At 74.0% G+C, this 25,494-nt stretch carries 18 protein-coding genes; 8 read left to right on the forward strand and 10 right to left on the reverse strand.

Annotated features, from left to right (window positions below):
- Positions 1 to 72 precede the first annotated feature (72 nt).
- Complete coding sequence (locus ACIOC1_RS03780) at positions 73 to 1,515, forward strand: sensor histidine kinase (RefSeq protein ID WP_401851593.1); 1,443 nt, start codon at positions 73 to 75, stop codon at positions 1,513 to 1,515.
- The gene (locus tag ACIOC1_RS03785) at positions 1,512 to 2,219 is read left to right on the forward strand and encodes a response regulator (RefSeq protein ID WP_401851595.1); all 708 of its coding nucleotides are present in this window, start codon (positions 1,512 to 1,514) and stop codon (positions 2,217 to 2,219) included. The genes ACIOC1_RS03780 and ACIOC1_RS03785 overlap by 4 nt, the downstream gene beginning before the upstream one ends.
- 73 nt (positions 2,220 to 2,292) lie before the next feature.
- On the opposite strand, the gene ACIOC1_RS03790 is transcribed toward ACIOC1_RS03785, so the two are convergent.
- From ACIOC1_RS03790 to ACIOC1_RS03815, 6 genes are all read right to left on the reverse strand, one after another.
- Positions 2,293 to 3,105: a maleylpyruvate isomerase family mycothiol-dependent enzyme gene (locus ACIOC1_RS03790; protein ID WP_401717510.1), complete on the reverse strand. Its 813-nt coding sequence runs from the start codon at positions 3,103 to 3,105 to the stop codon at positions 2,293 to 2,295.
- Positions 3,106 to 3,220: 115 nt separating this feature from the next.
- Positions 3,221 to 4,576 carry a M1 family metallopeptidase gene (locus ACIOC1_RS03795; RefSeq protein ID WP_355339903.1) on the reverse strand — a complete coding sequence of 452 codons (1,356 nt, stop codon included), beginning with the start codon at positions 4,574 to 4,576 and terminating at the stop codon, positions 3,221 to 3,223.
- 133 nt (positions 4,577 to 4,709) lie between these two features.
- Positions 4,710 to 8,684: a Pls/PosA family non-ribosomal peptide synthetase gene (locus ACIOC1_RS03800; RefSeq protein WP_401851598.1), complete on the reverse strand. Its 3,975-nt coding sequence runs from the start codon at positions 8,682 to 8,684 to the stop codon at positions 4,710 to 4,712.
- Between the two features lie 318 nt (positions 8,685 to 9,002).
- Positions 9,003 to 9,695, reverse strand: coding sequence for a Fic family protein (locus ACIOC1_RS03805; RefSeq protein ID WP_401851600.1), 693 nt, complete (start codon positions 9,693 to 9,695; stop codon positions 9,003 to 9,005).
- A complete protein-coding gene (locus ACIOC1_RS03810; protein ID WP_401851602.1) occupies positions 9,692 to 10,342 on the reverse strand; it encodes a hypothetical protein in 651 nt (216 codons plus the stop codon). The genes ACIOC1_RS03805 and ACIOC1_RS03810 overlap by 4 nt, the downstream gene beginning before the upstream one ends.
- A gap of 349 nt (positions 10,343 to 10,691) precedes the next feature.
- Positions 10,692 to 11,741 carry a helix-turn-helix transcriptional regulator gene (locus tag ACIOC1_RS03815; protein WP_401851605.1) on the reverse strand — a complete coding sequence of 350 codons (1,050 nt, stop codon included), beginning with the start codon at positions 11,739 to 11,741 and terminating at the stop codon, positions 10,692 to 10,694.
- Positions 11,742 to 11,861: 120 nt separating this feature from the next.
- Here ACIOC1_RS03815 and ACIOC1_RS03820 point away from each other — a divergent pair, with 120 nt between their 5' ends.
- Positions 11,862 to 12,284: a VOC family protein gene (locus ACIOC1_RS03820; protein WP_401851607.1), complete on the forward strand. Its 423-nt coding sequence runs from the start codon at positions 11,862 to 11,864 to the stop codon at positions 12,282 to 12,284.
- A gap of 18 nt (positions 12,285 to 12,302) precedes the next feature.
- Entirely contained in the window at positions 12,303 to 13,412 is a 1,110-nt protein-coding gene (locus tag ACIOC1_RS03825) for a winged helix DNA-binding domain-containing protein (RefSeq protein WP_401851610.1), read from the forward strand.
- Positions 13,413 to 13,436: 24 nt separating this feature from the next.
- On the opposite strand, the gene ACIOC1_RS03830 is transcribed toward ACIOC1_RS03825, so the two are convergent.
- The 3 genes from ACIOC1_RS03830 to ACIOC1_RS03840 all read right to left on the reverse strand — a co-directional run bounded on the left by ACIOC1_RS03830 (position 13,437) and on the right by ACIOC1_RS03840 (position 16,245).
- Positions 13,437 to 14,027 carry an exonuclease domain-containing protein gene (locus tag ACIOC1_RS03830; RefSeq protein ID WP_401851612.1) on the reverse strand — a complete coding sequence of 197 codons (591 nt, stop codon included), beginning with the start codon at positions 14,025 to 14,027 and terminating at the stop codon, positions 13,437 to 13,439.
- Positions 14,028 to 14,294: 267 nt separating this feature from the next.
- The gene (locus tag ACIOC1_RS03835) at positions 14,295 to 15,221 is read right to left on the reverse strand and encodes a cysteine/serine endopeptidase inhibitor (protein ID WP_401851614.1); all 927 of its coding nucleotides are present in this window, start codon (positions 15,219 to 15,221) and stop codon (positions 14,295 to 14,297) included.
- Positions 15,222 to 15,405: 184 nt separating this feature from the next.
- Positions 15,406 to 16,245, reverse strand: coding sequence for a TetR family transcriptional regulator (locus ACIOC1_RS03840; RefSeq protein ID WP_401851616.1), 840 nt, complete (start codon positions 16,243 to 16,245; stop codon positions 15,406 to 15,408).
- 286 nt (positions 16,246 to 16,531) lie between these two features.
- Here ACIOC1_RS03840 and ACIOC1_RS03845 point away from each other — a divergent pair, with 286 nt between their 5' ends.
- The 3 genes from ACIOC1_RS03845 (at position 16,532) to ACIOC1_RS03855 (ending at position 20,179) form a co-directional block, all read left to right on the forward strand.
- A complete protein-coding gene (locus ACIOC1_RS03845; protein WP_401851617.1) occupies positions 16,532 to 18,097 on the forward strand; it encodes an MFS transporter in 1,566 nt (521 codons plus the stop codon).
- Positions 18,098 to 18,352: 255 nt separating this feature from the next.
- Complete coding sequence (locus ACIOC1_RS03850) at positions 18,353 to 19,342, forward strand: hypothetical protein (RefSeq protein ID WP_401851619.1); 990 nt, start codon at positions 18,353 to 18,355, stop codon at positions 19,340 to 19,342.
- A gap of 405 nt (positions 19,343 to 19,747) precedes the next feature.
- Positions 19,748 to 20,179, forward strand: a complete 432-nt coding sequence (locus tag ACIOC1_RS03855; RefSeq protein ID WP_355339936.1) for a VOC family protein — start codon at positions 19,748 to 19,750, stop codon at positions 20,177 to 20,179.
- 221 nt (positions 20,180 to 20,400) lie between these two features.
- Here the strand turns inward: ACIOC1_RS03855 and ACIOC1_RS03860 are convergent, their stop codons facing one another.
- Complete coding sequence (locus tag ACIOC1_RS03860) at positions 20,401 to 24,009, reverse strand: hypothetical protein (protein ID WP_401851622.1); 3,609 nt, start codon at positions 24,007 to 24,009, stop codon at positions 20,401 to 20,403.
- 556 nt (positions 24,010 to 24,565) lie between these two features.
- Here ACIOC1_RS03860 and ACIOC1_RS03865 point away from each other — a divergent pair.
- Positions 24,566 to 24,754 (forward strand): hypothetical protein, encoded by a 189-nt coding sequence (locus tag ACIOC1_RS03865; protein ID WP_401305727.1) that lies wholly within the window; start codon positions 24,566 to 24,568, stop codon positions 24,752 to 24,754.
- Positions 24,755 to 25,494: the final 740 nt, after the last annotated feature.

Raw genomic sequence — 25,494 nt, forward strand, 5'->3', positions numbered from 1 at the left:
CCCCGCCGTACGCCCACGGGCTTACGTCCCCGGGTGAATGCCCAGGTGGGGGACGGTCGTTACGCTCGGAGCATGGACCTGGGCAGGGAGCTGAGCATGGACTTCACCCACTCACCGCTCAAACGCCTCTCCCGCGTACGGCCGGGTACGTGGATGGCGCTGATCTGGTTCGCGGTCACCGCGTACACCGTCTTCGAGCAGACGCAGACCCGCGGCCTCAGCGTCCTCGACCTGAGCCTCGGCAACCAGTTGGACGAAGTCCTCGCGGCCGTCCTCGTCCTGGCCGCCGCGCGCCGCGAGCGCCGCCCGCTCCCCGCCCTGTGCCTGCTGCTCACCGGGACCGTCTGCTCGGTGTTGGCCATGGCGGTGGGGGACATCCCGCTGTTGCAGTTCCTCGCGGTGGACGTGGCGGTCTGCTATCTGGCGGCGACGCAGCCGCTGCGCACGTCGGCGACGGCGGGCGTGCTGGCGCTGGCCACGCTGGTCGGCTACTCGGGCGGTCGCGCGCTGCTCGGCTACGAGACCGACGCGACGACGACGCTGACGGCCGCGCTCACGACGGCGATCGTGTGGCTGGTCGGCAACGCGGTGTGGCAGCGCCACGCGCACGCGGAGGCGTTGCGCGCGGAGGCGACGGAACGGGCGATCACCTCCGAACGCCTGCGGATCGCGCGGGAGTTGCACGACATGGTCGCGCACACCATCGGGATCGTCGCGCTCCAGGCCGGTGCGGCGCGGCAGGTCTTCGACACCCAGCCGGACCGCGCCCGCGCCGCGCTCGGCGAGATCGAGACGGCGGGGCGGGAGACGCTGACCGGGCTGCGCCGCATGCTCGGCGCCCTGCGCGAGGCGGACGGGAACGGCGCGGACGGGAACGGCTCTGACGGGAGCGGCACGGACGGCAATGGCGCGGACGCGAACAGCGCGCAGGGGAACGGCTCTGCCGGGACGGTCGCGACCGGGCGCGGCGCGCAGGCGGGCGGCGCCCACGCGGGCGGAGACGGTACGCGCGAGGCCGTACGGGCCGCCCCCGCGCCGGGAATCGCCGACGTGCCCCGGCTCGCCGAGACCACGACCGCCGCGGGCGTGCGCGTGGACGTGACCTGGTCCGGCGTACGGCGCCAACTCCCGCCGGAGATCGAGCTGTCGGCGTACCGCATCGTCCAGGAGGCGGTGACGAACGTCGTACGGCACGCGGGCGCGCGGTCCTGCGCGGTGACCATCGACTTCCGCGCGGCGGAGCTGGCCGTCGAGGTCAGCAACCCGGGCGCGGACCCGGAGCCGCACCCGGCGCGTACGACGACGCACGGCGTACGGGCCCCGGCCCGCGGCGGCTACGGCATCGTCGGCATGCGCGAGCGCGTCGGACTGCTGCACGGCGACTTCTCGGCGCAGCCGCGCCCCGACGGCGGCTTCCGCGTGACGGCCCGGCTGCCGGTGCCGCCCCAGGAGGCCCAACCAGCTGCCGACGCGGGGACGTTCACGTGTATGCCGGTCGCGGAGCCCGTCCGATGACCGCCGACGCCGCCGGACCTGCGGTCCCCGTGCGCGTCCTCCTCGTCGACGACCAGCCCCTCGTCCGCGCCTCCCTCGACATGATCATCACCGACGCGCCGGACCTCGCGGTGGTCGGCGAGGCGGGTACGGGCGAGGACGCCGTACGGCTGAGCGCCGAACTGCGGCCGGACGTCGTCGTCATGGACATCCGCATGCCCGGCATGGACGGCATCGAGGCGACGCGCCGGATCACCGAGGACCCGGTGTACGCGACCGGGGTCCCGCGCGTCCTCGTGCTGACGACCTTCGACCAGGACGAGCACGTCTACGGGGCGTTGCGCGCGGGCGCGTCCGGGTTCCTGGTCAAGGACATGGCGCTGGACGACATCTTGGCCGCGATCCGCGTCGTGGCGGCGGGCGACGGCCTCATCGCCCCGGCCGTCACGCGCCGCCTGATCGCGCACTTCGCCCAACAGCCGCCGCCCGCGGGGCCGGTGGACGCACACGCTCCCGCGCGGCTGGCCGCCGTCACCGACCGCGAGCGCCAGATCCTCACCCTCGTGGGCCTCGGCCGCGCCAACGCCGAGATCGCCGCCGAGCTCTTCATCAGCGGCGCGACCGTCAAGACGTACATCTCCCGCCTGCTCACGAAGCTGGACGCCCGCGACCGGGTCCAGCTGGTCATCATCGCGTACGAGTCGGGCCTCGTCGGCACGGCCTGAGCGCTGCCTGAACACGGAGTCGGCGCCCCGGCTCAAAGACCCCGGTTCAAGGCCCCGGCTCAGCGCCCCCGGCTCAGGGCGCCGTGAACAGCGTCGGGAAGCGCGGCGCGAGCCAGGGCCTGCGGCCCCAGGCCAGGATCGCGCCGCGCGCGAGCGCGCTCGTGGCGGTGCGGCGGCCGAGGGCGATGAGGAGGAAGGTGACGGGCTCGGTGACGATCGTGCAGTCGGGGCGGCGCGGCGGGGCGTCGGTCACGGCGAGGGCCCCGTCGGTGAAGGTGGCCGTGAAGCGGGGGCCGCCGCGCAGGCGGAGGTCGTAGCAGGCGGTGTGCCCGGCGGCGGTGCGGGGTTCGACGACGCGGGGCATGGCCGTCATGAGGAACGGGACGGTGAGCAGGGCCCGTTGGGGGCTGACCATGTGGGGGCGGCGAAGGGCCACGGCGATGTCGTAGCCGTGTCCGAGCATGTGGGCGAGCAGATACGCGCCGAGGTGGCCGAGGTCCATGGGGCCCATCGGGGTGGCCAGTTGGGCGTCCGGCTCCCTGGACGGCGCCGTGTCCGTGAACGCCCGCGCGTGCCGGACGATCCCGGCCGCCAGGATCGCCGGGTCGCGCTCGGTAAAGGCTTCCAGGGACGCGGTGTTGGCAGCGGCCAGGCCGCCCGGCGTCCCGTCGCCGTACGACCGCTCGCGCCCGGCGGCGAGGTCCGCCATCAGGGCGTTGGCCAGCATCAGATGCGCCGCCGCCTCCCCAACCGTCCACCGCGCGCCGGGAATCGGCACGGCCATGTCCGAGGGCGACCGCAGCAGCGCCGCGATCCGCTCGGCGACGGCCGGGACGGCCACGGACAGCGGCGAGTCCGCGCTGACCAGGGGGCTGGGTACCGTCATGGTGCAGAAGAGTGACCGAGCCCGCCGCTTCTGTCCAGGGTGCGCGTCGCGCGACGCGGGCCACGACCGCGGCTCCCTGCTCCCCGCCCGCGCCCGGCCCCCCGGCGGACGCGCCCTAGAGCCGGGGCAGCGGCGTGCGGTGGACCCAGGCCGTGAAGAGCGGGTCGAGCGAGTCGGCGCTGTAGCGCGCCGCGTGCGCGGCGAGGTCGGCCGTGACCACCGTCGAGTGGCGGTTTATGGTCGTCCACGCCTTGAGCATCCGGAAGAACGCGCCCTCGCCGAGGGCCAGTCGCAGGGCGTGGACGGTGAGGCCGCCGCGCTGGTAGAGGCGGTCATCGAACATCAGACGGCGTCCCGGGTCGCCCAGGCGCAGGTCCTGCGGGAGCCGGGAGAGGCGGTCGTGGGCGGTGGCGGCGTGCGCGGCGGCGAGCGGGCCGCCGGTGTGCTCCGACCACAGCCACTCGGCGTATTTGGCGAAGCCCTCATTGAGCCAGATGTGCCGCCAGTCGCCGATGGACAGGCTGTTGCCGAACCACTGGTGGGCCAGCTCGTGGGCGACCAGCCGTTCCCAATGCCGCCTGCCCCCCAGGTGGTTGGTGCCGAAGGTGGCCATGCCTTGCGCCTCCACCGGCACGTCCAGCTCCTCGTCGGCGACGACCACCGCGTACTCGCCGAACGGATACGGACCGAAGACGTCCTCGAAGAAGTCCATCATGCGGGTCTGCCGCTCGAAGTCGACGGCGAATTCGCCGCGCAGCCCCGCCGGTACGTAACCGGTCTGCGGTACCGGGCGGCGCGGTGCGAACAGCGAGGCGCCGCCGGTGAGCTGGACCGTCTCGTAGCGGCCGATCGACACCGTCACCAGATAGCTGGACGTGGGCGCCGCCTGCTCGTAGACCCACGTGGTGCTGCTGGCCTTGGTGGTCCTGGACAGCAGCCGCCCGCCGACGACCACGGTGTACGCGGACGGCGCGGTGACCGCGATCTGGTACGACGCCTTGTCCGCGGGCCGGTCGTTGCACGGGTACCAGGACGGCGCGCCGACCGGCTGGCTCGCCACCAGCGCGCCGTCGGTCAGCTCCTCCCAGCCCAGGCCGCCCCACTGGCTGTTGATGGGCTGCGGGTTGCCGGTGTAGGCCACCTCGACGGTGAAGGCCGCGCCCGCCTCGACCGGCTTCGCGGGCCGTACGCGCAGCCGTCCCGCCCGGTGCGTGTAGTGCGCGGGCCGACCGTCGACCACGACCCGCTGGAGCCTGAAGTCGGCGAGGTCCAGGGCGAATTCACGCAGCGGCGCGCCGCCCGCGACCGCGCTGAGCCGCGCCGTGCCGCGCAGCCGGTTGGACGCGGGCCGGTAGTCCAGGGCCAGTTCGTACCGGTGGACGCCGTAACGGCTGTCGCCGTGCGCGGGGAAGTACGGGTCCGCCGCCCCCGGCCCGGCTGCTCGCTTCTGGCTCAACGGTTCCTCGCTCATCGTTCCCACCGGGCCGCACCCCCGTACGGCCTGGTCGTTCCCCCGGACGGGCCGGGCACACGTGCCGGCGCGCCGGCACGTGGCGCGCCGCCCGACGGACCGCGTCCGCCCCCGGCCGGCCGCGGACGACCTCTCACGCCTCGCCCCGCCGCGCGGGCGGCTCCTCCTCGAACCACACCTCGGCCGGATTCCCCAGCCAGCGGCTGTCCGCGGGGATGGACTCGGCGCGCATCACCAGGGACGCGGGCCCCAGGGTGCTGCGGGCGCCGATCTCGCTGCCGGGCAGCACGATGCCACCGGGACCGAGGGTCGCGCCCGTGCGGAGCACCACCGTATCCATGCGCATGATCCGGTCGTGGAAGAGGTGGGTCTGAAGGACGCAGCCGCGGTTGACGCTGACGCCGTCCTCCAGCGTGACGAGGTCGGCCTCGGGCAGCCAGTAGCTCTCGCACCACACGCCCCGGCCGATGTGCGCGCCGAGGCCGCGCAGCCACAGGCTCATCACGGCGGTGCCGGGCACCGCGCCGAGCAGCCACGGCACGGCCAGCACCTCCACGAAGGTGTCGGCCAGCTCGTTGCGCCACACGAAACCGCTCCACAGCGGGCGCTCGACCGCCCGGAAGCGGCCCACGAGCAGCCACTTCGCGGCGATCGACACCAGCGCGGCGGCGCCGCCCGCGGCCAGCAGCACCGGCCCCGACAGCAGCGCCACCGCCAGGACGCCCGCGTCGCGGGCCAGCCGGGCCAGCACGGCCAGGACGAGTACGGCCAGCGCGGCGGAGGCCAGCACCGGCACCAGGCGGCAGACCTCGACCAGCCCGCGCGCCCACACCAGCCGTACCGGCGGCGCGTACGTCAGGCTCTGGTCGGCGTCGTCGGCCGTGCGCGGCAGCCGTACCGGCGGCATGCCCAGGTACGAGCGGCCCTCCTTGGCCTTCTTCGGCGTCGCCGACAGCACCCCGACCAGGCCGCGGTCCGGGACGGCGCGCCCCGGCGCCGTCATCCCCGAATTGCCGAGGAACGCGCGCTCGCCGATCTCGGCCGCGCCGATCCGCAGCCAGCCGCCGCCGAGCTGGTAAGGGGCGACGAGGACGTCGTCGGCGAGGAACGCGCCGTCGCCGACGGTGGTGAGGCTCGGCATCGCCAGCACCGTGGAGACCTCGGCGCCGCTGCCGACCTTCATGCCGAGCGCCCGCAGCCACACGGGCGTGATCAGGCCCGCGTACAGCGGGAAGAGCTTGTCGCGGGCGGCGTCCATGAGCTGGATGACCGTCCACGACTGCCAGCCGACGCGGCTGTGCAGCGGGTGCCAGCCGGGCCGCAGGCCCAGGCTCAGCAGCCGGACGGCGGCGATCAGCAGCGCCGCGTACACCAGCGCGAAGGCGGGGGTGGCGGGGACGAGCGCGATGAGCGCGCCCCGCGCGGCGGCGCCGAGACCGCTGTGGGCGGGCACCAGGCAGGCCGCGACGGCCAGCGCCGCGAGCCCGGCGATCAGCGGCAGCAGCGTCACGCCGACGCCGCTCGCGCCGTACGCCGCCGCCCAGCGGGCCCGGCGCGCGGGCCGCTGCTTGGGCCAGCGCCGCTCGGCCTTGCCGACCTTGACGGCGGGCGCGCCCGCCCAGCTCTGCCCGGTCGGCACCTGCCCGGTGACGCTGGACCCGGCCGTGATCTGCGCGCGCTTGCCGATCCTGGCGCCCGGCAGGAGTGTGCTGCGGGTGCCGACGACGGCGCCGGAGCCGACCTTCACCGGGCCGACCTCGAGCCGGTCGCCGTCCAGCCAGTACCCGGCGAGGTCGACCTCGGCCTCGACCGCGCAGCCCCGGCCGAGCTTGAGCATGCCGGTGACCGGCGGCAGCGAGTGCAGGTCCACGTCCGGGCCGATCCGCGCGCCGAGCGCCCGGCCGTACCGGATCAGCCAGGCCCCGGACAGCGAGGTCGCGCCGGTCGCCTCGGCCAGCCGCTCGGCCGCCCACAGCCGCAGGTGGACGCCGCCGCCGCGCGGATAGCTGCCGGGGGTCAGCCCGCGCAGCAGCAGCCGGGCACCGGCCGCGGCCAGCGCGAGGCGGCCGGGCGGGCTGAAGAGCAGGACGGCCCCGGCGGCGACCAGCCACCAGGACGCGGTGGGCGCCCACGGGTAGTGGCCGGTCCAGGCCAGCGTGTTGCCCAGCGCCAGCAGCCCGGTCGTCCAGCGCAGCCCGGTCAGCGCGAACAGCGGCAGCAGCGCGAGCAGTTGGACGGCCTTGGCGCGGGCGGGCACCGGCGCGATCTCGCGGGCCGGGCGGTCGTCCCGTACGGAACGGTCCAGCATCCTGGCCAGCTTGCGCACGGTCGGCGCCTGGTAGATGTCGACGACGGCCACCGACGGGAAGCGGGTCCGCAGCAGCGTCGTGAGCTGGGCCGCGGCCAGACTGCCGCCGCCGATCGCGAAGAAGTCGTCGCGCGCCTCGACCACCGGCACACCGAGGACTTCGGTCCACTGCTCGGCCACCCACGCCTCGGTGCCGCGCAGCGGCTCGGCGGCCTCCTCGCCGGGCGCGGGGCCCGCCGACTCCGGCAGCGGCCAGGGCAGCGCGGCCCTGTCCACCTTCCCCGAGGTGCGGGTCGGCAGGCCGGGGACGGTCGCCAGCAGCGGTACGAGGGCGGCGGGCAGCTTCGTGGACAGCTCCGCGACGGCCGCGGCCCGGTCCCAGCCCTCGCCCGCCACCACGTAACCGACCAGCAGCTGATTGCCGCGCCTGGTCGTGCGTACGGCGGCGGCTGCCCCCGCCACGCCCGGCAGCGCCTGGAGCGCCGCGTCCACCTCGCCCAGCTCGATCCGGCGCCCGCCGAGCTTGACCTGCTCGTCGGCGCGGCCCAGGAACAGCAGCCCCTCGGGCTCGGCGCGCACGAGGTCGCCGCTGCGGTACGCGCGCGCCCAGCCCATCGACTCCAGCGGCGCGTACTTCTCCGCGTCCTTCTCGGCGTCGAGATACCGGGCCAGGCCGACGCCGCCGATGATGAGCTGGCCGCTGCCGCCCATCGGCACCGGCTCGCCCGCCTCGTCCACCACGGCCAGCTCCCAGCCATCCAGCGGCAGCCCGATCCGTACCGGGCCCTCGCCGGTCAGCAGCGCCGCGCAGGCGACGACGGTGGCCTCGGTCGGGCCGTAGGTGTTCCAGACCTCGCGGCCCTCGGTGACCAGCCGCTCGACCAGCTCCGGCGGGCACGCCTCGCCGCCGAAGATCAGCAGCCGCACCTCGTTCAGCGCCTCGGCGGGCCACAGCGCGGCCAGCGTCGGCACCGTCGAGACCACCGTGATCTCCTGCTCGGCCAGCCACGGCCCGAGGTCGCTGCCGCCGCGCACCTGCGAGCGGGGGACCGGGACCAGGCAGGCGCCGTTGCGCCAGGCCAGCCACATCTCCTCGCACGAGGCGTCGAAGGCCACCGACAGGCTCGCCATCACGCGGTCGCCGGGACCGATCGGCTCGTCCTGGAGGAACAGCGCGGCCTCGGCGTCCACGAACGCCGCCGCGTTGCGGTGTGTGACCGCGACGCCCTTGGGGCGGCCGGTCGAGCCCGAGGTGAAGATGATCCAGGCGTCGTCGTCGGGGGAGGGGCGGCGCGGGGCCTTCGACGCGGGCGGGTCGTTCGGCGCGTGACGGGTGCCGGTCAGGGTGAGGGCGCGGTCCGCGCCCAGTACGGCGGCCACCCGCGCCTCGCCGAAGACCAGCTCGGCCCGCTCGTCCGGGTCCTCGGCGTCCACCGGGACGTAGGCGGCGCCCGCCGCGAGCACGGCCAGGATGCTGACGTACAGGTCGTTGCTGCCCGAGGGGACCCGGACACCGACCCGGTCGCCCGGCCCGATCCCGGCCGCCGCGAGCCCGCGCCGCAGCGTGTCGACCTCGGCGGCCAGCGCGCGGTACGTCAGCGCGGTGCGCCCGTCGTCCAGCGCGGGCTCCTGCGGGTGCGCGAGGACGGTCGCGTCGAGCACGTCCAGCAGCGTCCGCGCCCCGGCGGCCGTACCTCCCGCGAAGTGGGCGTGCGGAACGCTCGGCCGTTCGGCCGCGTCCAGCACTCCCAGCAGCAGGTCCACATCCCGCAGCGGGTCGCTCTCCACGCTCAGATCCATGCGCTCCTCGTCCCTCGTCCCCCGTCCGGGGGCCCGGCACCCTGCTCAGGCGTACAAAGCAAGACAAGCCGACCAATCTTACGGGCGGCCCTTCCGCGCCGCCTCCCGAGCGACCCCGCGCCCACCCGCGTTTCGAACGCGTTTCCGCCCCCTCTCGCGCCCCCTCTGACCTGCGCGGCGACCGTCCCTTCCGCCCCGCCCGCCGACGCCCGGCCGACGCGGCCGAACGTGCCGCAACACACACGAGGAGCCGCGAAGAGATGGCCGCGGGATGTCATCGCGGCGAACGTGCGGTGTACGGGAGATGTACGACTGGGGTCAGACCGTTCTCCGGCTCGCCGACGGTCGCGCGAGGACCGTGACGAGCACGGCGAGATCGGCGGCTCCCGCCGCGTCGTCCGCGTAACGCGCGATCGTGAGCGGACCCACCTCGCGCAGGACGACGCCTTCGCGGGCGAGCACATACGTCAACGCCAGCAGCGCGGAACGGGCGTTGCCGTCGGCGAAGGGGTGGAAGAAGGCCACGTCCAGATACGTCCGGGCGGCGCGCGCGGCCAACGGCACGGCGGCGTCCGCGCTTTGGGCCAGGCACTCCGCGAAGTCCGCCGGGGTGCGCGAGTTCAGCCCGTACCGTTCCCGGCCGCCCTTCGCGTACGCGTCCCCGGTCCTGAACGCCGCCTCGTCCGCACCGAGCACGGTCCGCTGCCACCCGGCCAACAGGCCGAACGTCAGGGGCACTTCGCGTACGGCGTCGGCGCGGGCCGCCTCGTACGCGGCCAGCAGGCGGCGGGCGCGGACGGGGTCGCGGCGCCGGACGGGGCCCGCGCACCAGGCGGCGAAGCCGTCGACGGCCGGGGTGATCCGGCCTGCCGTCACGTCGTCGGCGCCGGTGGCCGTCCAGTCGACCCGCCGCCGTACGCGGCACCAGGCCGCCAGCGCGTCGGGGCCGGTCCCGTACGCGCTCGCGGGAACGGCCGAGTCCCCGCGCGGCTGCGGCGCGGTGGACGTCATCCGCCGTCGTGCCGCTCTTCGAGGTGGCTGTACTCGCGGTGGTCGCGGTAGGGGAAGCGGCCGGTCAGGGCGACGGCCAGATCCTCGCCGACCGAGTCGACGAGCGTGGACGGCGGGGCGACCCAGCTCGTGAAGCGTCCGCCGATGGCGCTGTCGACCACGGCCGTGGCCTCGGCGTCGCCCATTCCGCAGGAGGTGAGGTACCAGCCCAGCACCAGTCGGCACGTTCCGTACCAGCCGCTCTCCGCCTGCGTACGGTCCACGACGCGCGTGACCAGCCGGACCGCCGCGCGTTCCAGGTGCCAACTGCGCTGCTCGGGGGAGGCGTCCGGCGCCGGGGCCAACTCCCGGAAGCGCTCAGCCAGTTCCTCCAGCCAGTCCCGCCACTCGGTCAGCGCGGCGACGGCCTTGGCCGCGGTCGCGTCCGGTGTCGTCACCGAGTGCGCCCCGCAGCACCAACTGCCGACCACACCACCGTCGTTGTCGCCCTCGCCGACGCTCCAGTTCCACTCCCGCGCCCAGGAGCCGTACCGCTCGACGAAGAGCGCGGTGATCCGCGGCACGCAGCGGCGCTCCCGCGCCCATTTGCCCGCCATGCCGGACCGCACCTGCGGCACCAACTCCCTGACCAGCGCCTCGACTCGCACCTTCTCGGCGTCGTCCCAGGCGAACGGGTGGCGCTCCGGGTCGAGTTCGGGCCAGGTGGGGACGCGGTACGGGGGCGGTGGCGCGGGTTGCTCGGCGGGCGTGGCGGGTTGCTCGGCCGGTGTGGCGGGTTGCTCGGCCGGTGTGGCGGGTTGCTCGGCGGGTGTGGCGGGTTGCTCGGCGGGTGTGGCGGGTTGCTCGGCCGGTGTGGGGGGTTGCTCGGCCGGTGTGGCGGGTTGCTCGGCTGACGTGGCGGGCTCCGGGGGTGCGGGTGCGGGCGGGGATGCGGACAGCCGTCCAGTGTCGCGGCCCGCGCCCGTGTCCGCCTCCGGTTTTCCGGCCGCCGGGGGCCTACTGACCGGCGGTGGCGGCGAAGCGCCGGGCGAGGGTCGCGAAGGCGTCCTTGAGCGCGGGCGGGCCGATGACCTCGACGGCGGTGTCGAACTGGGCGAGGGCGGCGGCGAGCGCGGGCCAGGACCAGGAGCCGAGGGTGAGGCGGCAGCGGTCGGCGGTGAGGGGTTCGACGAGGCCGTCGCGGGCGTAGGGGGCGACGGCGGAGGCGGGCAGGTCGAGCACGACGACACCGCGGCAGGGCCAGTCGGCCGCGCCCCGCGCGGGGGCCTCGGCGCCGCGGAAACGGGCGGTGACGAAGGCGGCCACGTCGCCGCCGGGCAGGTCGCGGGGGGTGAAGCGGGGTCCCGTGGGGGTGCGGGGGCGAATCCGGTCGGCCCGGAAGGTGCGCCAGTCGGCGCGGTCGAGGTCCCAGGCCAGGAGGTACCAGCGCCCGCCGCGCGCGACGAGGTGGTGGGGCTCGACGCGGCGGGGAGCGGCGGGGGAATCGGGCTCGACGCGGCGGGGCTCCGCGACGGAATCGGGCTCCTGCGCGGCGGGAGCCGCAGGGGCCCCGGCCTCGGGCTCCCGCGGGCCCGCGTAGTCGAAGCGCAGCACCTCGCGGGCGTGGACGGCGGCGCCCAGCGCGGTCAGGACGTCGCTGTCGGCGGTCGCGGCGCCGGGCGGCGGGACGGCCGTCACCTCCAGGGCGTCGATCCGGTGCCGCAGCCGCGCCGGCATCACCTGCCGTACGGTCGCCAGCGCGCGGGCGGCTGCCTCCTCGATGCCCGCGCCCGCCCCCGTGGCCATCCGCAGGGCGATAGCGAGGGCCACGGCCTGGTCGTCGTCGAAGAGCAGCGGCGGCAGCCGCGCCCCGGAGTCGAGCCGGTACCCGCCGTCGGGGCCCTTGGAGGCCGCGATGGGATAGCCCAGCTCGCGCAGCCGGTCCACGTCCCGGCGGACCGTACGGGCGCTGACGTCCAGGCGTTCCGCCAGCTCGCCGCCCGGCCAGTCCCTGCGGGTCTGGAGCAGGGACAGGAGGGAGAGCAGCCGGGCCGACGTTTTCTGCATACGTCCGATTCTCTCCCGAGTACAGGACAGAAACTGTCCTGTACGGGTGCGAGGGTGGGTCACAGACCGGGAAAAACGCAGGTCACGAAGGTTCGAACCCGACAGCGCAAGGAGCCACCCATGTCCGTCACGACCGCCACCCACCTGAATTTCCGGGGCGAGGCCCGCGCGGCGCTCGACTTCTACGCGTCCGTCTTCGGCGGGCGCCTCGCCGCCGTCACGTACAAGGACGCCGGCGCCGTACAGGCCGAGAGCGAGGCCGACTGGATCATGTGGGGCGAGGTCGTGTCCGACGACGGCTTCCACGTCATGGCGTACGACGTCCCGTCGCATCTGCCCTGGGACCAGGGCCGTAACGCCTTCTTCGTCTCGGTGCGCGGCGACAGCGCCGAGGAGATCACCGCGCTCTGGGAGAAGCTGGCGGACGGCTCGACGGTCGCGCAGCCGCTCGCGCCCGCGCAGTGGGCGCCGCTGTACGGCATGCTCACCGACCGCTTCGGGGTCGTGTGGGTCCTGGACGTCACTGCCCCGTACGGCGGCTGACGCCTCGTCATGCCGCACGTGACGCCGTACGTGACGCCGCCGCTCGACAGCCGCGCCCTGAACCGGGCGACCCTGGCCCGCCAACTCCTGCTGGAGCGCTCGGACCTGCCGGTCCTGGACGCCGTCGCGCACCTCGGCGGCGTCCAGGCGCAGGAACCGCAGGAGCCGTTCACCGGGCTCTGGTCACGGCTGCGCGGCTTCCAACCCGCCGCGCTGGACGGCCTGTTGACCGGGCGCGAGGTGGTGCGCACCCATCTGATGCGCCGTACCGTCCATCTCGTCACCGCCGAGGACGCGCTCGCCTGGCGGGCCCGCCACGATCCGATGCTGCGGCAGCGCGTCCTGGGCACGTACCGCAAGGAGTTGGCCGGGATCGACCTGGCCGCGCTGGCGGCGGCGGCCCGCGCCGTCGTGGCCGACGGCGAGGCCCGCACGATGGCCGAGATCGTCGCGGCGCTCGCGGACCGCTGGCCGGGCCCGCCCCGGCGCGTCCTCGGCGAACTCGTCGTCGCCGCCCTGCTCCCCATGGCGCAGCGGCCCCCGCGCGGCCTGTGGCGTACGAAGTCGGGCGTCCGCAACGTCCTGCTCTCGTCGTGGCTGGGCCGCGACATCGACCCGCCGCCCGCGGACGACGCGGCGGAGGACCTCGTCGGACAGGCGCTCGTACGCCGCTACCTCGCCGCGTACGGCCCCGCCGCCACCGCCGACCTGCGCGCCTGGTCCGGCCTCGCGGGGCTCCCCGCCGCGGTCGCCGCCGTACGCCCCGAACTCGTCGCCTTCCGCGACACCCAGGGCCGTGAACTGCTCGACCTCCCCGACGCCCCGCGCCCCGACCCCGGCACCCCCGCGCCCGTACGCTTCCTGCCCGCCTTCGACAACGCCCTTCTCGGCTACGCCGACCGGACCAGGATCGTGGACGACGCCCACCGCGGCCTGTCCGTCGCCGGTCAGCGCGTCGTCCTGGTCGACGGCCGCGTCGCCGCCACGTGGACGGCGGAGGCGCGGGGCGTCGCCGTCACCCCGCTCCGGCCGCTGCGGCGGGCGGAGCGCGACGCGGTCATGGACGAGGGCCGGGCCCTGGCGGCCTTCCTCACGGACGGGGAGAGCGACCTGGTCCGCACCGCGTAGGCACGGCTTGAACGCGCCCTTGGTCTACGGCTGTTGCGGTCCGTACGTCTCCTCGCGCGTCGGCCACGCGTCGGCGCGCGCGAGGTCGAGGACGAGGGCGGCGATGTTCCAGGCGTCGTCCTCGCCCCGGTGGTGCCGCCCTTCGAGCGGCAGCCCGGCCACGCGCAGCGCCTCCGCCATCCCCGGCCGCTTGCGCAGCCCGTACCCTTGCGTGAACACCGCCTTCGCGTTCACATGCGACCTGCCGAAGGGGTACGTGACCTGCGTCGCCCGGCACTGCCGCGTGAACTGGTGCCGGTCGTAGTCCCCCCAACTCGCCCACACCCGCGCCCCCGCCAGGTGCTCCCGCGCCAACTCCCCGCAGGCGTCGGCGAACGACACCCCGCGGTCCACCTCCGCCTGCGTCAGCCCCGTCAACTCCGTGCAGAACGCGCTCACCCGCGACCGCACCGGCCGCACCACCCACCGGTGCCGCCCCACCCGCTCCCCGGCCGCCAGGTCCACCACGGTCAGCCCGATCTCGATGATCTCGCTCACCGCCCCCGGCGGCGGCTGCCCGTCCCAGCACGTCGCCTCGACATCCACGACATTCAGCAACTCCCCGCCCCAATCCATCCGTCGAGCATAGGAAGCCAGCCGCCGGACGCCGAACCATTTCCCGACCAGCCTTCGGCCGGGAGGCACGGGAACGCGTCGGCGTCTTCTACCGCGTCCGCGTCACCGGCGGCCGCCTCCGCCCCCAACAGGCCACGTGCCCCCGGTCCTGACCGGGGGCCTGATCCAGGACTGACCCCAAGGCGGACGTTCCCGGGAGGGTGCTTCGGGCGGCGGATCTAGTGGGGTTGGCCGGACGTCCGGCGTAGGGGGCGGGCAACTGGGGTGTCAGCAGGGGCCGTTGTCGGTCCAGACGGCCCAGGAGGAGGGGTCGGTGGGGACGGCGTTGGTGGAGTAGTAAGTCGCCGTGAATTTGTGGCCGTTGTAGGAGACGGCGTTGCCGGGGACGTAGGAGGTGGACGGGCTCCAGGGGGCGGGGCAGGCGGGGGTGCCGCTGCCGCCTCCGGTGGTGGTGGCGGACAGGGGGGCCGAGGCGGGGCTGACGGTGCCGGAGGCGGTGGCGGCGGCGACCGTGTAGGTGTAGGCGGTGCCCGCGGTGAGGCCGGTGTCGGTGAAGGACGTGCCTCCGGTGGTGCCGACCTGGGCGCCGCCGCGGTAGACGGTGTACGAGGCCGCGCCGGAGACGCCGGTCCAGGACAGGGCGACCGAGGTGTCGGTGGTGGCGGTCGCGTGCAGGCCGGTGGGCGCGGCGAGCGGCGGGGGAGTGCCGTTCGAGGAGACGAACTGCCAGGTGATGCCGGTGACGACACCCGTCCCGAGCGGCGCGAACTCCGCGAACGCGGGCTGGCTCAGGTCGATGTGCGTCGCGTCGCACGTCGGGCACTTGTCGGCCACCGGCACCGTGAGCGTCTTGCCGTTGTACGTGACCTGGACCGAAATCCCGCCGCACAGAGGGTCGTTGTTGGGGTTGGCCGAGGTCCACCACTGGTACGACACCGCGACCAGATACTGCGTGGACGCGTCGATCCGCGTCCCGCACGCGCCGTACCCGACGTCGTTGTAGTACGTCATCGACCCGCTCATCGGCTGCCCGACCGGCACGGCGGCCACGGCAGGTCCGCCGACGAGCAGCACGAGCGCAGAGGCACCCGCCAGGGCGCCGAGCCAGGGCGTGACGCGGCGCGTGCCCCGTCGGCCGACCCGTCGCCTGACGCTTCGCCTGACACCTCGCCTGACACCTCGCGGAGCGCGCAATGTACCTCTCCTCTACGTCTGTTCAGAGTGGGGGGAGCCTGAGCAAGGCGTTGAGCACGGGGCGTATTTGGCGTACGGGGCGTACGGGTCTGACTGTACGCGAACAAGCCCCCGTGCGGTGGCGAGGCGGCGGCACACCGAACGGTTCAGGACGTCGTTGTCATGCCCTCCCACCGGGCACGGGTCACGCGCCCCCGCCCGGCCCCCGAGCCCCCGGCCCCCGAGCCCCCGGCGCGCCCGCCGCGAGCAACCCGTCCACGAATGTCCGCAGCCCGTCGCGATACGTGTCCCGTAGGGCCAGTTCGTGCCACCGGCCGCTGACGGCCGCCAGGTGCGGCACCTTCTCCGCGTCGAACGTCTCGCGGAACACGGGCGGTTCGCCGCCGCTCGGCCACCGTACGGAGTGCGCGCGCACCAGGATCTCGCCGACCGTGTAGTACCAGATGCTGCGGAAGACGTGCACGGACTGCTCCTGCGTACAGCCGTGTTCGTCCGCCCCGGACACGATGCCCTCGACCATCCACAGCGCCGATTCGTCGAGCAGCCCGACGAAACCGTCCGTGGTCAGCACCTCCGCCGCCCACGGCCAGGCGGCGAGCGCGTCGTGCAGCGCGGTGGCGGACGCGATGACGCGGTCGCGCGGATCGGCGGGGAGTTCGGGGCGTTCGAGCTGGCTGATGTGGTGTTCGAGCAACTGGACGAGCAGGTCTTCCTTGTCCCGGATGTGGTGGTAGAGCGTCGTCGGCCCGATGCCCAGCTCGGCGGCCAGCCGCCGGATCGTCAGCTTCTCCCAGCCGTCGCGGTCGATGAGCCGACGGGTCGCCGTGAGGATCTCCGCGCGGGAGGTCACGGGCGGGCGGCCGGTGCGGCCGTTCGGCGCGGGGGCGGCGCTTGCGCGCTTGGACGGCGCGGGCTGCTCGGGCTGCTTTGACGGCTTGGACGGCTTTGACGGCGCGGGCTGCTCGGACGGCGCGGGCTGCTCGGACGGCTGGGGCGACGCGGGCTGTGTGGGCGGTCGGGGCATGGGCCCATCATGCCGCGCCGCCGCGCGCGGGCCGTACGACGTACGCCGTGACCTGCGCGAGGGTCCGTCCGTACCCCTGAAGCGCGCACCGGCCGCGTACGGCCGCCGTGCCCGCCCCGGCCGCCCGGCGTACCCCCGTCCGCCTCCGTCCACCCCCCGTCCGTCCCCGTCCGCCCCCCTCCCGATTCCCATCCGGTACATCCGGTGCTACTTTCGGAACACGTTCCTAAAGTCGGGACGGCAGAGAGCGGCGGCGCGCGCCGGCGCCGAGAACGGGGAGTCCGCGATGCGGAAGAGGATGAGGAAGAGTCCGAGCAGCAGCCCGATCGAACCGGGGGGTCCGGGCGGAGGTCCGGGCGGAGGCACCGGCGGAGGCACCGGCATCCCGGCGCCCCCGACAGCCCCGCCGAGCGGGGCCCCGGCGGCCCTCCGCCCGGGGCTGACCCTCGCGGTCGTCGCCGTCGTCCAGTTCATGGTGTCGCTCGACGTGTCCGTCGTGAACGTCGGACTGCCCCAGATCGCGTCCGGCCTCGGCTTCGGCCCGGTCGGCCTGACCTGGGTGATCCACGCGTACGCCCTGACGTACGGCGGTCTGCTCCTGCTCGGCGGCAAGGCGGCCGACCGCTACGGCCGCAAGCGGGTGCTGCTGCTCGGGCTCGCCCTGTTCGGCCTGGCCTCCCTCGGCGGCGGCCTCGCCCAGAACCCCTCCCAACTCGTCGCCGCCCGCACGGTTCAGGGCATCGGCGCCGCAGCCCTCGCCCCCGCCGCGCTGGCGCTGCTGACCGGGACGTTCCCCGAAGGCCGGGCGCGCGTCAGGGCGTTCGGCATCTGGAGCGCGGTCAACGCGGCGGGCGGCGCCTTCGGCGTCGTGATCGGCGGTGTGCTCACGCAGTACGCGAGCTGGCGCTGGGTCATGCTGGTCAACGTGCCAATGGCCGCGTGCGCGCTGGCACTTGCCTGGCGCGGGGTCACCGCGACCGCGCCGAACGCGCGCGCCGGCCGTCCGGACGTCCTCGGTGCCGTACTCGCCACCGCGGGCATGACGCTCCTGGTCTTCGGCGTCGTCCGCACCGACCGGCACGGCTGGACCTCGGGCGCCACCCTCTCGACGCTCGCCGTCGCCGTCGTCCTGCTGGCCGCCTTCCTCTCCGTCGAGCGGACCACGGCCCGCGAACCCCTCATCCGGCTCGGCCTGTTCGCCAACCGCTCGGTCTCCGGCGCGAACGCGTTCAACCTCCTGGTCGGCGCCGCCATGACGCCGTCCTTCTACTTCGTCTCCCTCTACCTCCAGGACATCCTCGGCAAGGGGCCCGCGCTGACCGGCGCGATGTTCCTGCCCTTCACCTTCGGCCTGATCGGCGGCTCCGTGCTCGCCATCAAGTTGGGCTACCGCTTCCCGCCGCGCACCCTGCTCGTCACCGGCGGCATCCTGACGGCCGTCGGGCTCGGCTGGTTCGGCATGATCAGCGCCGACGGGTCCTTCGCCGCCGACATCCTCGGCCCCTCGATCGTCGCCAGCGTCGGCTTCGGCCTCTGCCTCGGCCCGGTCGTCTCCACCGCCACGGCGGGCGTCGCGCCCCACGAGACCGGCACCGCCTCCGGCCTGCTCAACAGCTCCCGCCAGATCGGCGCCTCCCTCGGCCTCGCCGCCCTGGGCACCGCCGCGCAGCACCGCACGGGCGGACGCGCGACGCTCGGTGCGCTCTCCGACGGGTACGGGTTCGGCCTGACGCTGGGCGCGGCACTGCTGGTCGCGGCCGTGGCCGTCGCCCTGACGGTGCTGCGGCGGACCGCGGTGCCGGGGCGTGAATCCCCGTCCGTGGAGCGGGACTTGGTGCCGACAGGGGACTGAGGGGGGACTGAGGGGACGGTACGGCCGGACGGCGGCGGGTCGTACGGGGTCCGGTTGTACGGGTACGGCCACGCGGTGGCTCGGCTGTACGGGGGCGGGCTCTTTCCCGCCACCGTACGGTCAACTACCGGCCGAAGACGGCGCTTTCGGGTCGGGTCAGGTTGTCATGGGCATGACCTCATGCGTAACGCGAGCCCCATGCACCACCCGGCCCTCCGAGAGGATCGCATCAGCGTGAGAAGTCCGAGAAGCCTCGTGAGCAGTCTGAAGCCGAAATCGACGGCGACCGTTTTCGTGACCGCGGCGGCGCTGGCCCTGGGCTGCGGCCTGGGCACGGCGGCGGCGGCCCCTTCGTCCCCCGCGCCGTCCCTCGCGCCGTCCCCCGTGGCCGCCGCCCCCGCGTGCGGCTCGGCGACGGTCTCCGGCCGTACCGTCAGCGGGGCGCTGCCCGCGGCCGAGGTCCACCGCCAGCTCGACTCACTGACGCGGCAGCACCGTTCGCAGTACGGGACGCCGTCCGGGATCGCGGCCAAGGGCCCGCTCGGTACGGCCTCCCCGGCCACGGGCACCGTCGTACGGCCGCTGCTCGACATCCACCCGGCGCAGGGCACGGCGTTCAAGTCGCTGTCCGGCTCGGACGGTTCGTGCGCCACCCAGTCCGTCTCGACCCAGCTCACGGTGCACGACAGCGGCACCACCATCTACACCCCGACGATGTACCCGGCGGGCGGCTCCTGCGTCGAACTCGTCACCGTCTACACGCGGACCGTCCGCTCGGTCTCCGCCTGGGACTGGTGCCGCAGCGTCAACTTCGCCGCCTCCGTCACCATCAACAGCTCCTTCCTCACCACCTACACCGGCGCCACCGGCTCCTACACCGGCCGCGTCGTCAAGACCTCCGCCGCCTCCAACACCTGGTCCGCGGACCTCTACAACTACTCGACCGGCCAGTGGGACACCCTCTTCGCCCAGTCCGGCGCCAACCAGTCCGGCCGCACCGACGGCTGGGACATCGAAGAGCTCTACTCCACGGTCGGCACCTCCGGACAGGCGTCCTCCTGCGCCGACATGGCCAACCTCACCTTCGAGTCCGCCAACATCGCCGTCCGCACCAACGGCACGTGGTCCCCCGCCTCCACCGCCAACGCCGACACCCACTACGACTCCCCCGCCGGCTCCTTCTACTGCCCCACCCGCACCTTCCAGATGCTCACCCCCTACACCCACTGGAAAGCCACCGGCTGACCCTCGCCGCCCCGGCCCGACCCCGGCGCGGCCCACCCCCGCCCGGCCGGGCCCCGGCCTCCGTACTCTCTCCCCCGTCAGCCCCTGGCCGCCCGCCGGGACCGTTCAACCCGCTCTGACTTTTCCCCACTCTCGCCAAACCCCACCACCGCCCGGAACACCCCCGCAGGCCGATCAACTGTGCCCCGCACACGCGGGGATGACCCCGTCATCCGGCCAGTGCCGCAGGCGGGTATCTGCCGCGCCCCGCACACGCGGGGACGGTGGCCCCCCGCTGTGGCCAACTCCCCGTCCAGCGGGGCCGGGCTCCCGTCCCCGGGTGGCTCTGGCCCGAAGGGCCCTGGCCTGCCGCGCCGGGCGGGCGGGCCGGCCAGGGGTCGGGCGCGGCCCGGCTAGGGTGGGGTGATGGCGGCGATTCGGCAGATCCAGGTGACCTTCGACTGCGCGGAGCCCGAGCGGGTCGCGCGGTTCTGGTGCGAGGTGTTGGGGTACGTGGTGCCGGCGCCGCCGGAGGGATTCGGGACGTGGGGGGAGTACGACGCCGCGCAGCCTCCGGAGGAGCGGGGGTCGTGGTTCGCGTGCGTGGACCCCTCGGGGGCGGGGCCGCGGCTGTACTTCCAGCGCGTCCCCGAGGGGAAGGCCGTCAAGAACCGGGTGCACCTCGACGTACGGGTGGGCACCGGCCTGGCGGGGGAGGAGCGGCTGGCCGCCCTGGAGGCCGAGTGCGCGCGGCTGATCCCGCTCGGCGCGGTGCGCGTACGGCTGCTGTACGACGGCGGCAGCGACTCGTGCATCGTGATGCAGGACATCGAGGGCAACGAGTTCTGCCTCGACTGACGCGCGGTAGTACATACGGTCCCCTCCCGCCGCGACGTGACCAGCCCCGCCGCCCGCAGCCACGCCAAAATGCCGCGGCGTCGCCGCCACATGCGCCCCCACAGCTCCGCGAGCGCACTCCCCGGCAACTCCCGCCCGCTCAGCGCCCACAGCAGCCGATACCGCGACGGATCCGCCACCGCCCTCAACACCGCCACGGCCCGCTCGGCCCCAACGGCGTCTCAAGCTCCCACTTGCGCACCCATCCAAATACCTTGGCCACCCACTCCCGCAGCGAAGAGGCTGTGGGCTCCGGCCAGCTCCGCCAACGGTTCCAGCGCTTCGGGCGCCAGCCGGGGGAGCAGCGCAATCGCGTACGGCCAGTTCCCGCCCGCGACCAGCTCCGCGACGAGCGCGCGGGCCGCCGTTTCGTCCGGTGCGGTGCCGTCACCCGTCGCATGGGCGAGCGCCAGGCAGACGCGGACCGCGGCGTCCCGCGACGACGGATCGACGGAGAGCGCAACGGGGACGCCCGCGAGATACGTCGCGACGGCGGCCAGCGCCCCGACCCGTACCGTCGGATCCGGCGCCGCCCCGGCGAGCCGCCCGGCCTCGGCGACGTCGCCCGCCACCGCGTCGAGGACGGCCAGCTCCGCATAGGGGAGCCGGTCCGGCGACAGCGTATTCCGCAGGTACGCCGTCGCGTCGGTCAGGGCGCGCGGTGCCGTACAGCAGCCGAGCCGTACGAGCAGGTCCAGGACCGCCAACGACGGGGCGTGCCATTGCTGCCGGGGCTCTTGCGCGAATTCGTCGAGGACCTGCCGCATCGCCTCGCACCACTCCGGTCCGGGCCGCCGCACGTCCGGGAAGCCGAGCAGGAGTTCCGCCGACCGGATGATCGGGTGGCGGCCGCCCGTGCTCTCCGCCTGGCGTACGACCAGACCCGCGGCCGTGTCGGGGGCGCGCCGGGCGAGCCCGGCCGCGACCGCGGTCAGCGACCGGCTGGTCTGTGCCCTTCGCTGTTCCCGGTGCCCGCGAAGACCGGCGTCCTCAGGACCCTTCCCCTCCGCCATCTCCACGGCGGCGGTCGCCTCGCCGGCGTGGGCCAGGGCCTGGGCGATCGCGCCACGCAGCGTGGGATCGTGCAGGTCACCACCGAGTCGCGCCGCCTCCCTCGCGTATGCGCCCGCCGCGGTGTCGTGCCCGCCCTGGGAGCACCCCAGCGACACTGCCGCCAGATGCCGAGCCCGACTCTCCGGCCCCGGGAGGGACGACAGCAACCGGTCGGCCACAGGCGACTGCCCCACGACACCGAGTGCTTGGGCCAGGGCCAGCGTCCAACCGTCGTCGCGGGCGACCTGTCCCGCGGGCAGGGGCGAGCGACGCAGCGCCTCCTCCAGACGCTCACGACCGAGTACGAGGTTGCCGTCCGCCAGCAGCCGCTCGGCCTGGCGGAGCAGGATCACGTGGTGCGGCAGCTCGATGCCGTCATCGGACCGGCCGTCACGGGGCTTCGGGAGGTCGGAGGGGCGCGGGCGACGCCGTAGGGGCGTGCCGTGCCGCTTGGCGTTATTGGTTCGCCGGGTGGTGTCGGCCCATTCCGAGGAATCGGCCGTTCGCCCCGCCCGTTCCTGCCGCCTCGACTCCCCGCGAGCCTGGCTCTTCCTCTCTTCCCACTCCCGTTTGATCTTCTCCGCTTCCGCGTCGCTCGCTCTCCTGCCGGCGTCCTTCCACCTCCTCGTCGCCCTCCGGTCCTCCTCCGCCGTCATCCGGAACGCGGCCTCTTGCGCGGCCCCGCGCTCCCTGGCCAGCGCGTTGTCCACCGCCATCCGCTCCGCGAGGTCGTCGCCCAGCACGCCGGTACGCAGTCGCTCGCGGTGCTCCGCCACCAACTCCTCGATCCGGGCGAGGGAATCCCGGTCGATCCGGTTGTCGACAACGGCCTGATGCAGGCGGACGAGCGTGGTCGAGACCTCGCGCCGCAGGTGGGCCCGGTCGGCGGCGGAGAGCGCTTCCGGGGCGGTCAGCGCGGCGGTGAGATGGTCCAGCGCCCGCGTCACCAAAGGGGGCGCCTCCCTCTTGCGGCTCTTCAACGCCGAGGCGCCGAGCGCGAGGATGTCGACCGCCATCAGTCCGTACGACGAGTCGACGTCGGCGCAGATCGCCTTGATCCGGTTCCTGGCGTCAGGAGCGCGGGCGGGAAACGTGCCGGCGATGGTCGCGAGGATGTCCACGGCTGCGGCCACTGCCTTCGGGCCACCCGTACTCAGCTCGTCGGCCCGCGCCTCCACCGCGTCCAGCCAGCTCGGTTCGTCCTCCTCGCCCAGGGCGTTCACCGCCGCGATCATCGTCTCGACATCGGCCTCCCCGCTCAGGACCACCGCCCGCAGAAGGGCGCGCGCGGTGCCGGTCTCTCCGCGCGCGTGGAGTTCTTGAGCGGCCTCGGCGATCTCCGCGTACGCGTCGGCTTCTTCGGGCGGGCGGGTGCGGCCGCGGCTGGCGCGCGCCACCCAATCCACCGCCTCCCGCGCGGTCGCGGCGGCACCTTCCGAGCCCGTACGGCTCAACTCCGCCGCGACTTGGGCCAGTCGCGCCGCTCTGACCAGGGGATTCGACGCCGAATGCGCCAACGCGCGGGCGCGCGCCGGGTCGCCGAGCCGGACGTGGAGAACCGGGGCCCGGTACGGCACGTGACGTGCTTCGCGGAGTATCGAGGCGCGAGAGGCGGCGAACCGCAGGGCCTGGCCGAGGTGTTCCGGGTTCCCGCCCCCCTCACCCTGCTCCGGGCCGAGCGCGTCCACCTGTGCGAGGGCGACATCGTGACCGACCACCGAGGCGAGCCGTACCTGTCGACGGGCGTCGAGAACGTACTCCGTACGCGCGTCGGCGTCGTCCAACAGCCGGAGGTAATCCGTCAGCAGATACGGCGGCGTTCCGTCGGGCCAGCCCGCAGCCCGCCAATGCCCGGCCCAGGTGCGCAACAGCCCGGCCTGGCGTGCCACACCGGTGTCCCCGAGTTCCTGCCGGACCGACCGGAGGATGTCCGGGTGGCTCAGCGCGTACGTCTCGGCCGCCGGATCGGTCACCGGCTCGCTCGATACGACGCACCGGCCGTCCGCGCTCCAGAGGAGGCCGTGCACCGCGTCAACCGGCGCTCCGGCCAGCTCCGCGAGATCTACCGGGCGCAGGCCCCCGCCCGCCACCGCGAGCAGATTCGTGACCGCCCTGCCCAGGCCGCTCGCGCGCAGCCGGGCCGCCTCCGCTCTCGGCGCCTGGTCGTTCTCCACGATGTGTTCGCGGGGCCTCAACTCCCGCAGGCACTCCCGCAGTCGGAGCGGGTGCCCTGCCGGGAGATCATCGGGAAGGCGCGCAACCCCTCTGCTGGAGACGACGATTCGCACGTTGACGTCGGGGCGGGCGGGAAGTAGCGCGGCGATGCTCTCGCCGTTCGTCCGCCGTTGAGGAGTCCAGGCGGCGTCCTCGTCGAGGCCGTCGACGACGAGAAGGAGTTTCCGCCCGTGCCGGGCACTCTTCGCGGCGGCGGCGCTGAGGAGGTCTGCCCATGCCTGCGCGTCACTGGGGTCTGGCGCCGACGCCCGGCTCCGGCGCAGGAACGCCCGGATCTGCGCGGCTGTTTCGGCGACGAAGGCGGTGCGGGTGTCGGTGCGCCGCGCCTCGGCGACGAAGAAGTTCAGAACATCGGTGTTCGGCGGGGGCCTCGTCACGCAGTCGGCCAGCAGCGCGGTCTTCCCCACCCTGGCGCGCGCGTGCCACCACAGGTACGACGGCGCGTCCGGCTCTGAAGCGCGTACGAAGGCGAGCGTCGCCGCCCGCTCCTCCTGCCGTCCCACCAGGGCGCCCGGTGCTCCGTGGCCCGAAAGGTGGGGCCGCACGAAGGGGCCGCCCTTCGGGACGGGACGATCCGAACGGGTATGTGCTTCGCGCTGTTTCCTGGCACCTTCCTGCTGGGCTGCACGGAGCGCAGCCTCCAAGTCCGCATCGCTGGAGACGGCGGTACCGGCTGCCGACCGCAACTTCCTGACCAGGCACCAGAAACGGGCTTCTGCCTCCGCCGTGGCCACGGGGGCCGACTCGCCCTTGCGCCACTGCCTGAGGGCGGTTGGGCTCGGCGCCTCCCCTCCCTGAACGCGCACCGCCTCGCGCTCGCTCAGTCCGGAAGCCGTCAGCAGTTCTTGCACCATCGCGCCGAAGCGCTCATGCGGAGTTGCTCCGCTGTCGTTCGTCACTGCTGCTCCGCCCCCTGCGTGCCCGTAAAAGATGGCTGTTCTGACCTGCGGTGATCGTGAAATTGCGAAGTTCGGGATCTTCCTGCGCACAGCCTTGCTGTCCGACGCTGGACCCCTCGCCACACCAGCCCGCCCCGGCTCCGGACGGAAGGTCGCCGCCATGCCCGTGCTCCCCGAACCACTCCACAGCGCCGCCGCCCTGACCACCACGGTCGGCCTGCTCTACGCAAGCGTCCTGTCCATTGTCGCCCTCGCCTCGGTCCTCGCCCGCACCCCGGAACGCCGCCGCGACGCCCGCTCCACGCTCAGGATCCTCGTCAGGGGGCGGGGTGGTCGACTCGACGGGTAACTCGACTGCATCGGCAGCCCTGCTGACGCTGTGTCACTCACATGAGGGACAGCGAGTGACAATAGCGCCCGATCTATGCCAAGCTCGCCTCACGCGCGGACCTCGTGGTCCAGCCGTCTCGCCCCCCCTGCCTCAATGCCGTTACGGAATGAGGGTTGTCGATACGGAAGGAGTTTCATGCCGCGAGATCTACGTGACTGGCTACGAGCACATACGGACGCGCTTGTGTTCGTCTGCGTCTCCGCAGTCATCAGCGCGCTGATGACCGGGCTGCTGCGCTACGTCATGCAGTAGGCCGTTTTTCTTGGCGGGGCTACCGCCAAGAGCGGCCGTCCCCGGCTGCGCTGTTGGGTTCCGTCCCGTGTCCGCGGGGCGGAACCCAACAGGGATCGTCCGTGTGCTTCAGGGGACCCGCCGAGGGAGCCGAGTAAATCGGCGTTCTCATAGTGTATGCGGTCGTATCGACTCGGATCTGGCTAGGGGTCGGAAGCCCGGACGGCCGATCTCGGCAATCGGCGAATAAGACTCCCGTACACGGCGGGAATGGCCCGTCGACGGCCTCAGCGGCCCTGCTTGGGCTCCTCCCCGCGAGTGCGGGGATTTCCGCCGCCTCCCCCCGCCGGAGGCGGCGAGCCATCTCAAACCCACACCGTTCGAAAGATCAACTGTTAGTGTCCTTGTCGTTCCGGAACGTCACCATCGTGCCCCCGCTGGCCATGAAGCAGAAAGCGGTAGCCGGC

It is taken from the genome of Streptomyces sp. NPDC088197 (genome assembly GCF_044741185.1).
GTDB lineage: Bacteria > Actinomycetota > Actinomycetes > Streptomycetales > Streptomycetaceae > Actinacidiphila.

What these genes read in the sequence shown, in the direction of transcription:
- ACIOC1_RS03855 (WP_355339936.1), top strand. Translation starts at nt 19,748, where the DNA reads ATGGCGGCGATTCGGCAGATCCAGGTGACCTTCGACTGCGCGGAGCCC.
- ACIOC1_RS03780 (WP_401851593.1), top strand. Translation starts at nt 73, where the DNA reads ATGGACCTGGGCAGGGAGCTGAGCATGGACTTCACCCACTCACCGCTC.
- ACIOC1_RS03815 (WP_401851605.1), bottom strand. Translation starts at nt 11,741, where the DNA reads ATGCAGAAAACGTCGGCCCGGCTGCTCTCCCTCCTGTCCCTGCTCCAG.
- ACIOC1_RS03795 (WP_355339903.1), bottom strand. Translation starts at nt 4,576, where the DNA reads ATGAGCGAGGAACCGTTGAGCCAGAAGCGAGCAGCCGGGCCGGGGGCG.
- ACIOC1_RS03865 (WP_401305727.1), top strand. Translation starts at nt 24,566, where the DNA reads ATGCCCGTGCTCCCCGAACCACTCCACAGCGCCGCCGCCCTGACCACC.
- ACIOC1_RS03845 (WP_401851617.1), top strand. Translation starts at nt 16,532, where the DNA reads ATGCGGAAGAGGATGAGGAAGAGTCCGAGCAGCAGCCCGATCGAACCG.
- ACIOC1_RS03800 (WP_401851598.1), bottom strand. Translation starts at nt 8,684, where the DNA reads ATGGATCTGAGCGTGGAGAGCGACCCGCTGCGGGATGTGGACCTGCTG.
- ACIOC1_RS03820 (WP_401851607.1), top strand. Translation starts at nt 11,862, where the DNA reads ATGTCCGTCACGACCGCCACCCACCTGAATTTCCGGGGCGAGGCCCGC.
- ACIOC1_RS03830 (WP_401851612.1), bottom strand. Translation starts at nt 14,027, where the DNA reads ATGGATTGGGGCGGGGAGTTGCTGAATGTCGTGGATGTCGAGGCGACG.
- ACIOC1_RS03785 (WP_401851595.1), top strand. Translation starts at nt 1,512, where the DNA reads ATGACCGCCGACGCCGCCGGACCTGCGGTCCCCGTGCGCGTCCTCCTC.
- ACIOC1_RS03805 (WP_401851600.1), bottom strand. Translation starts at nt 9,695, where the DNA reads ATGACGTCCACCGCGCCGCAGCCGCGCGGGGACTCGGCCGTTCCCGCG.
- ACIOC1_RS03790 (WP_401717510.1), bottom strand. Translation starts at nt 3,105, where the DNA reads ATGACGGTACCCAGCCCCCTGGTCAGCGCGGACTCGCCGCTGTCCGTG.
- ACIOC1_RS03840 (WP_401851616.1), bottom strand. Translation starts at nt 16,245, where the DNA reads ATGCCCCGACCGCCCACACAGCCCGCGTCGCCCCAGCCGTCCGAGCAG.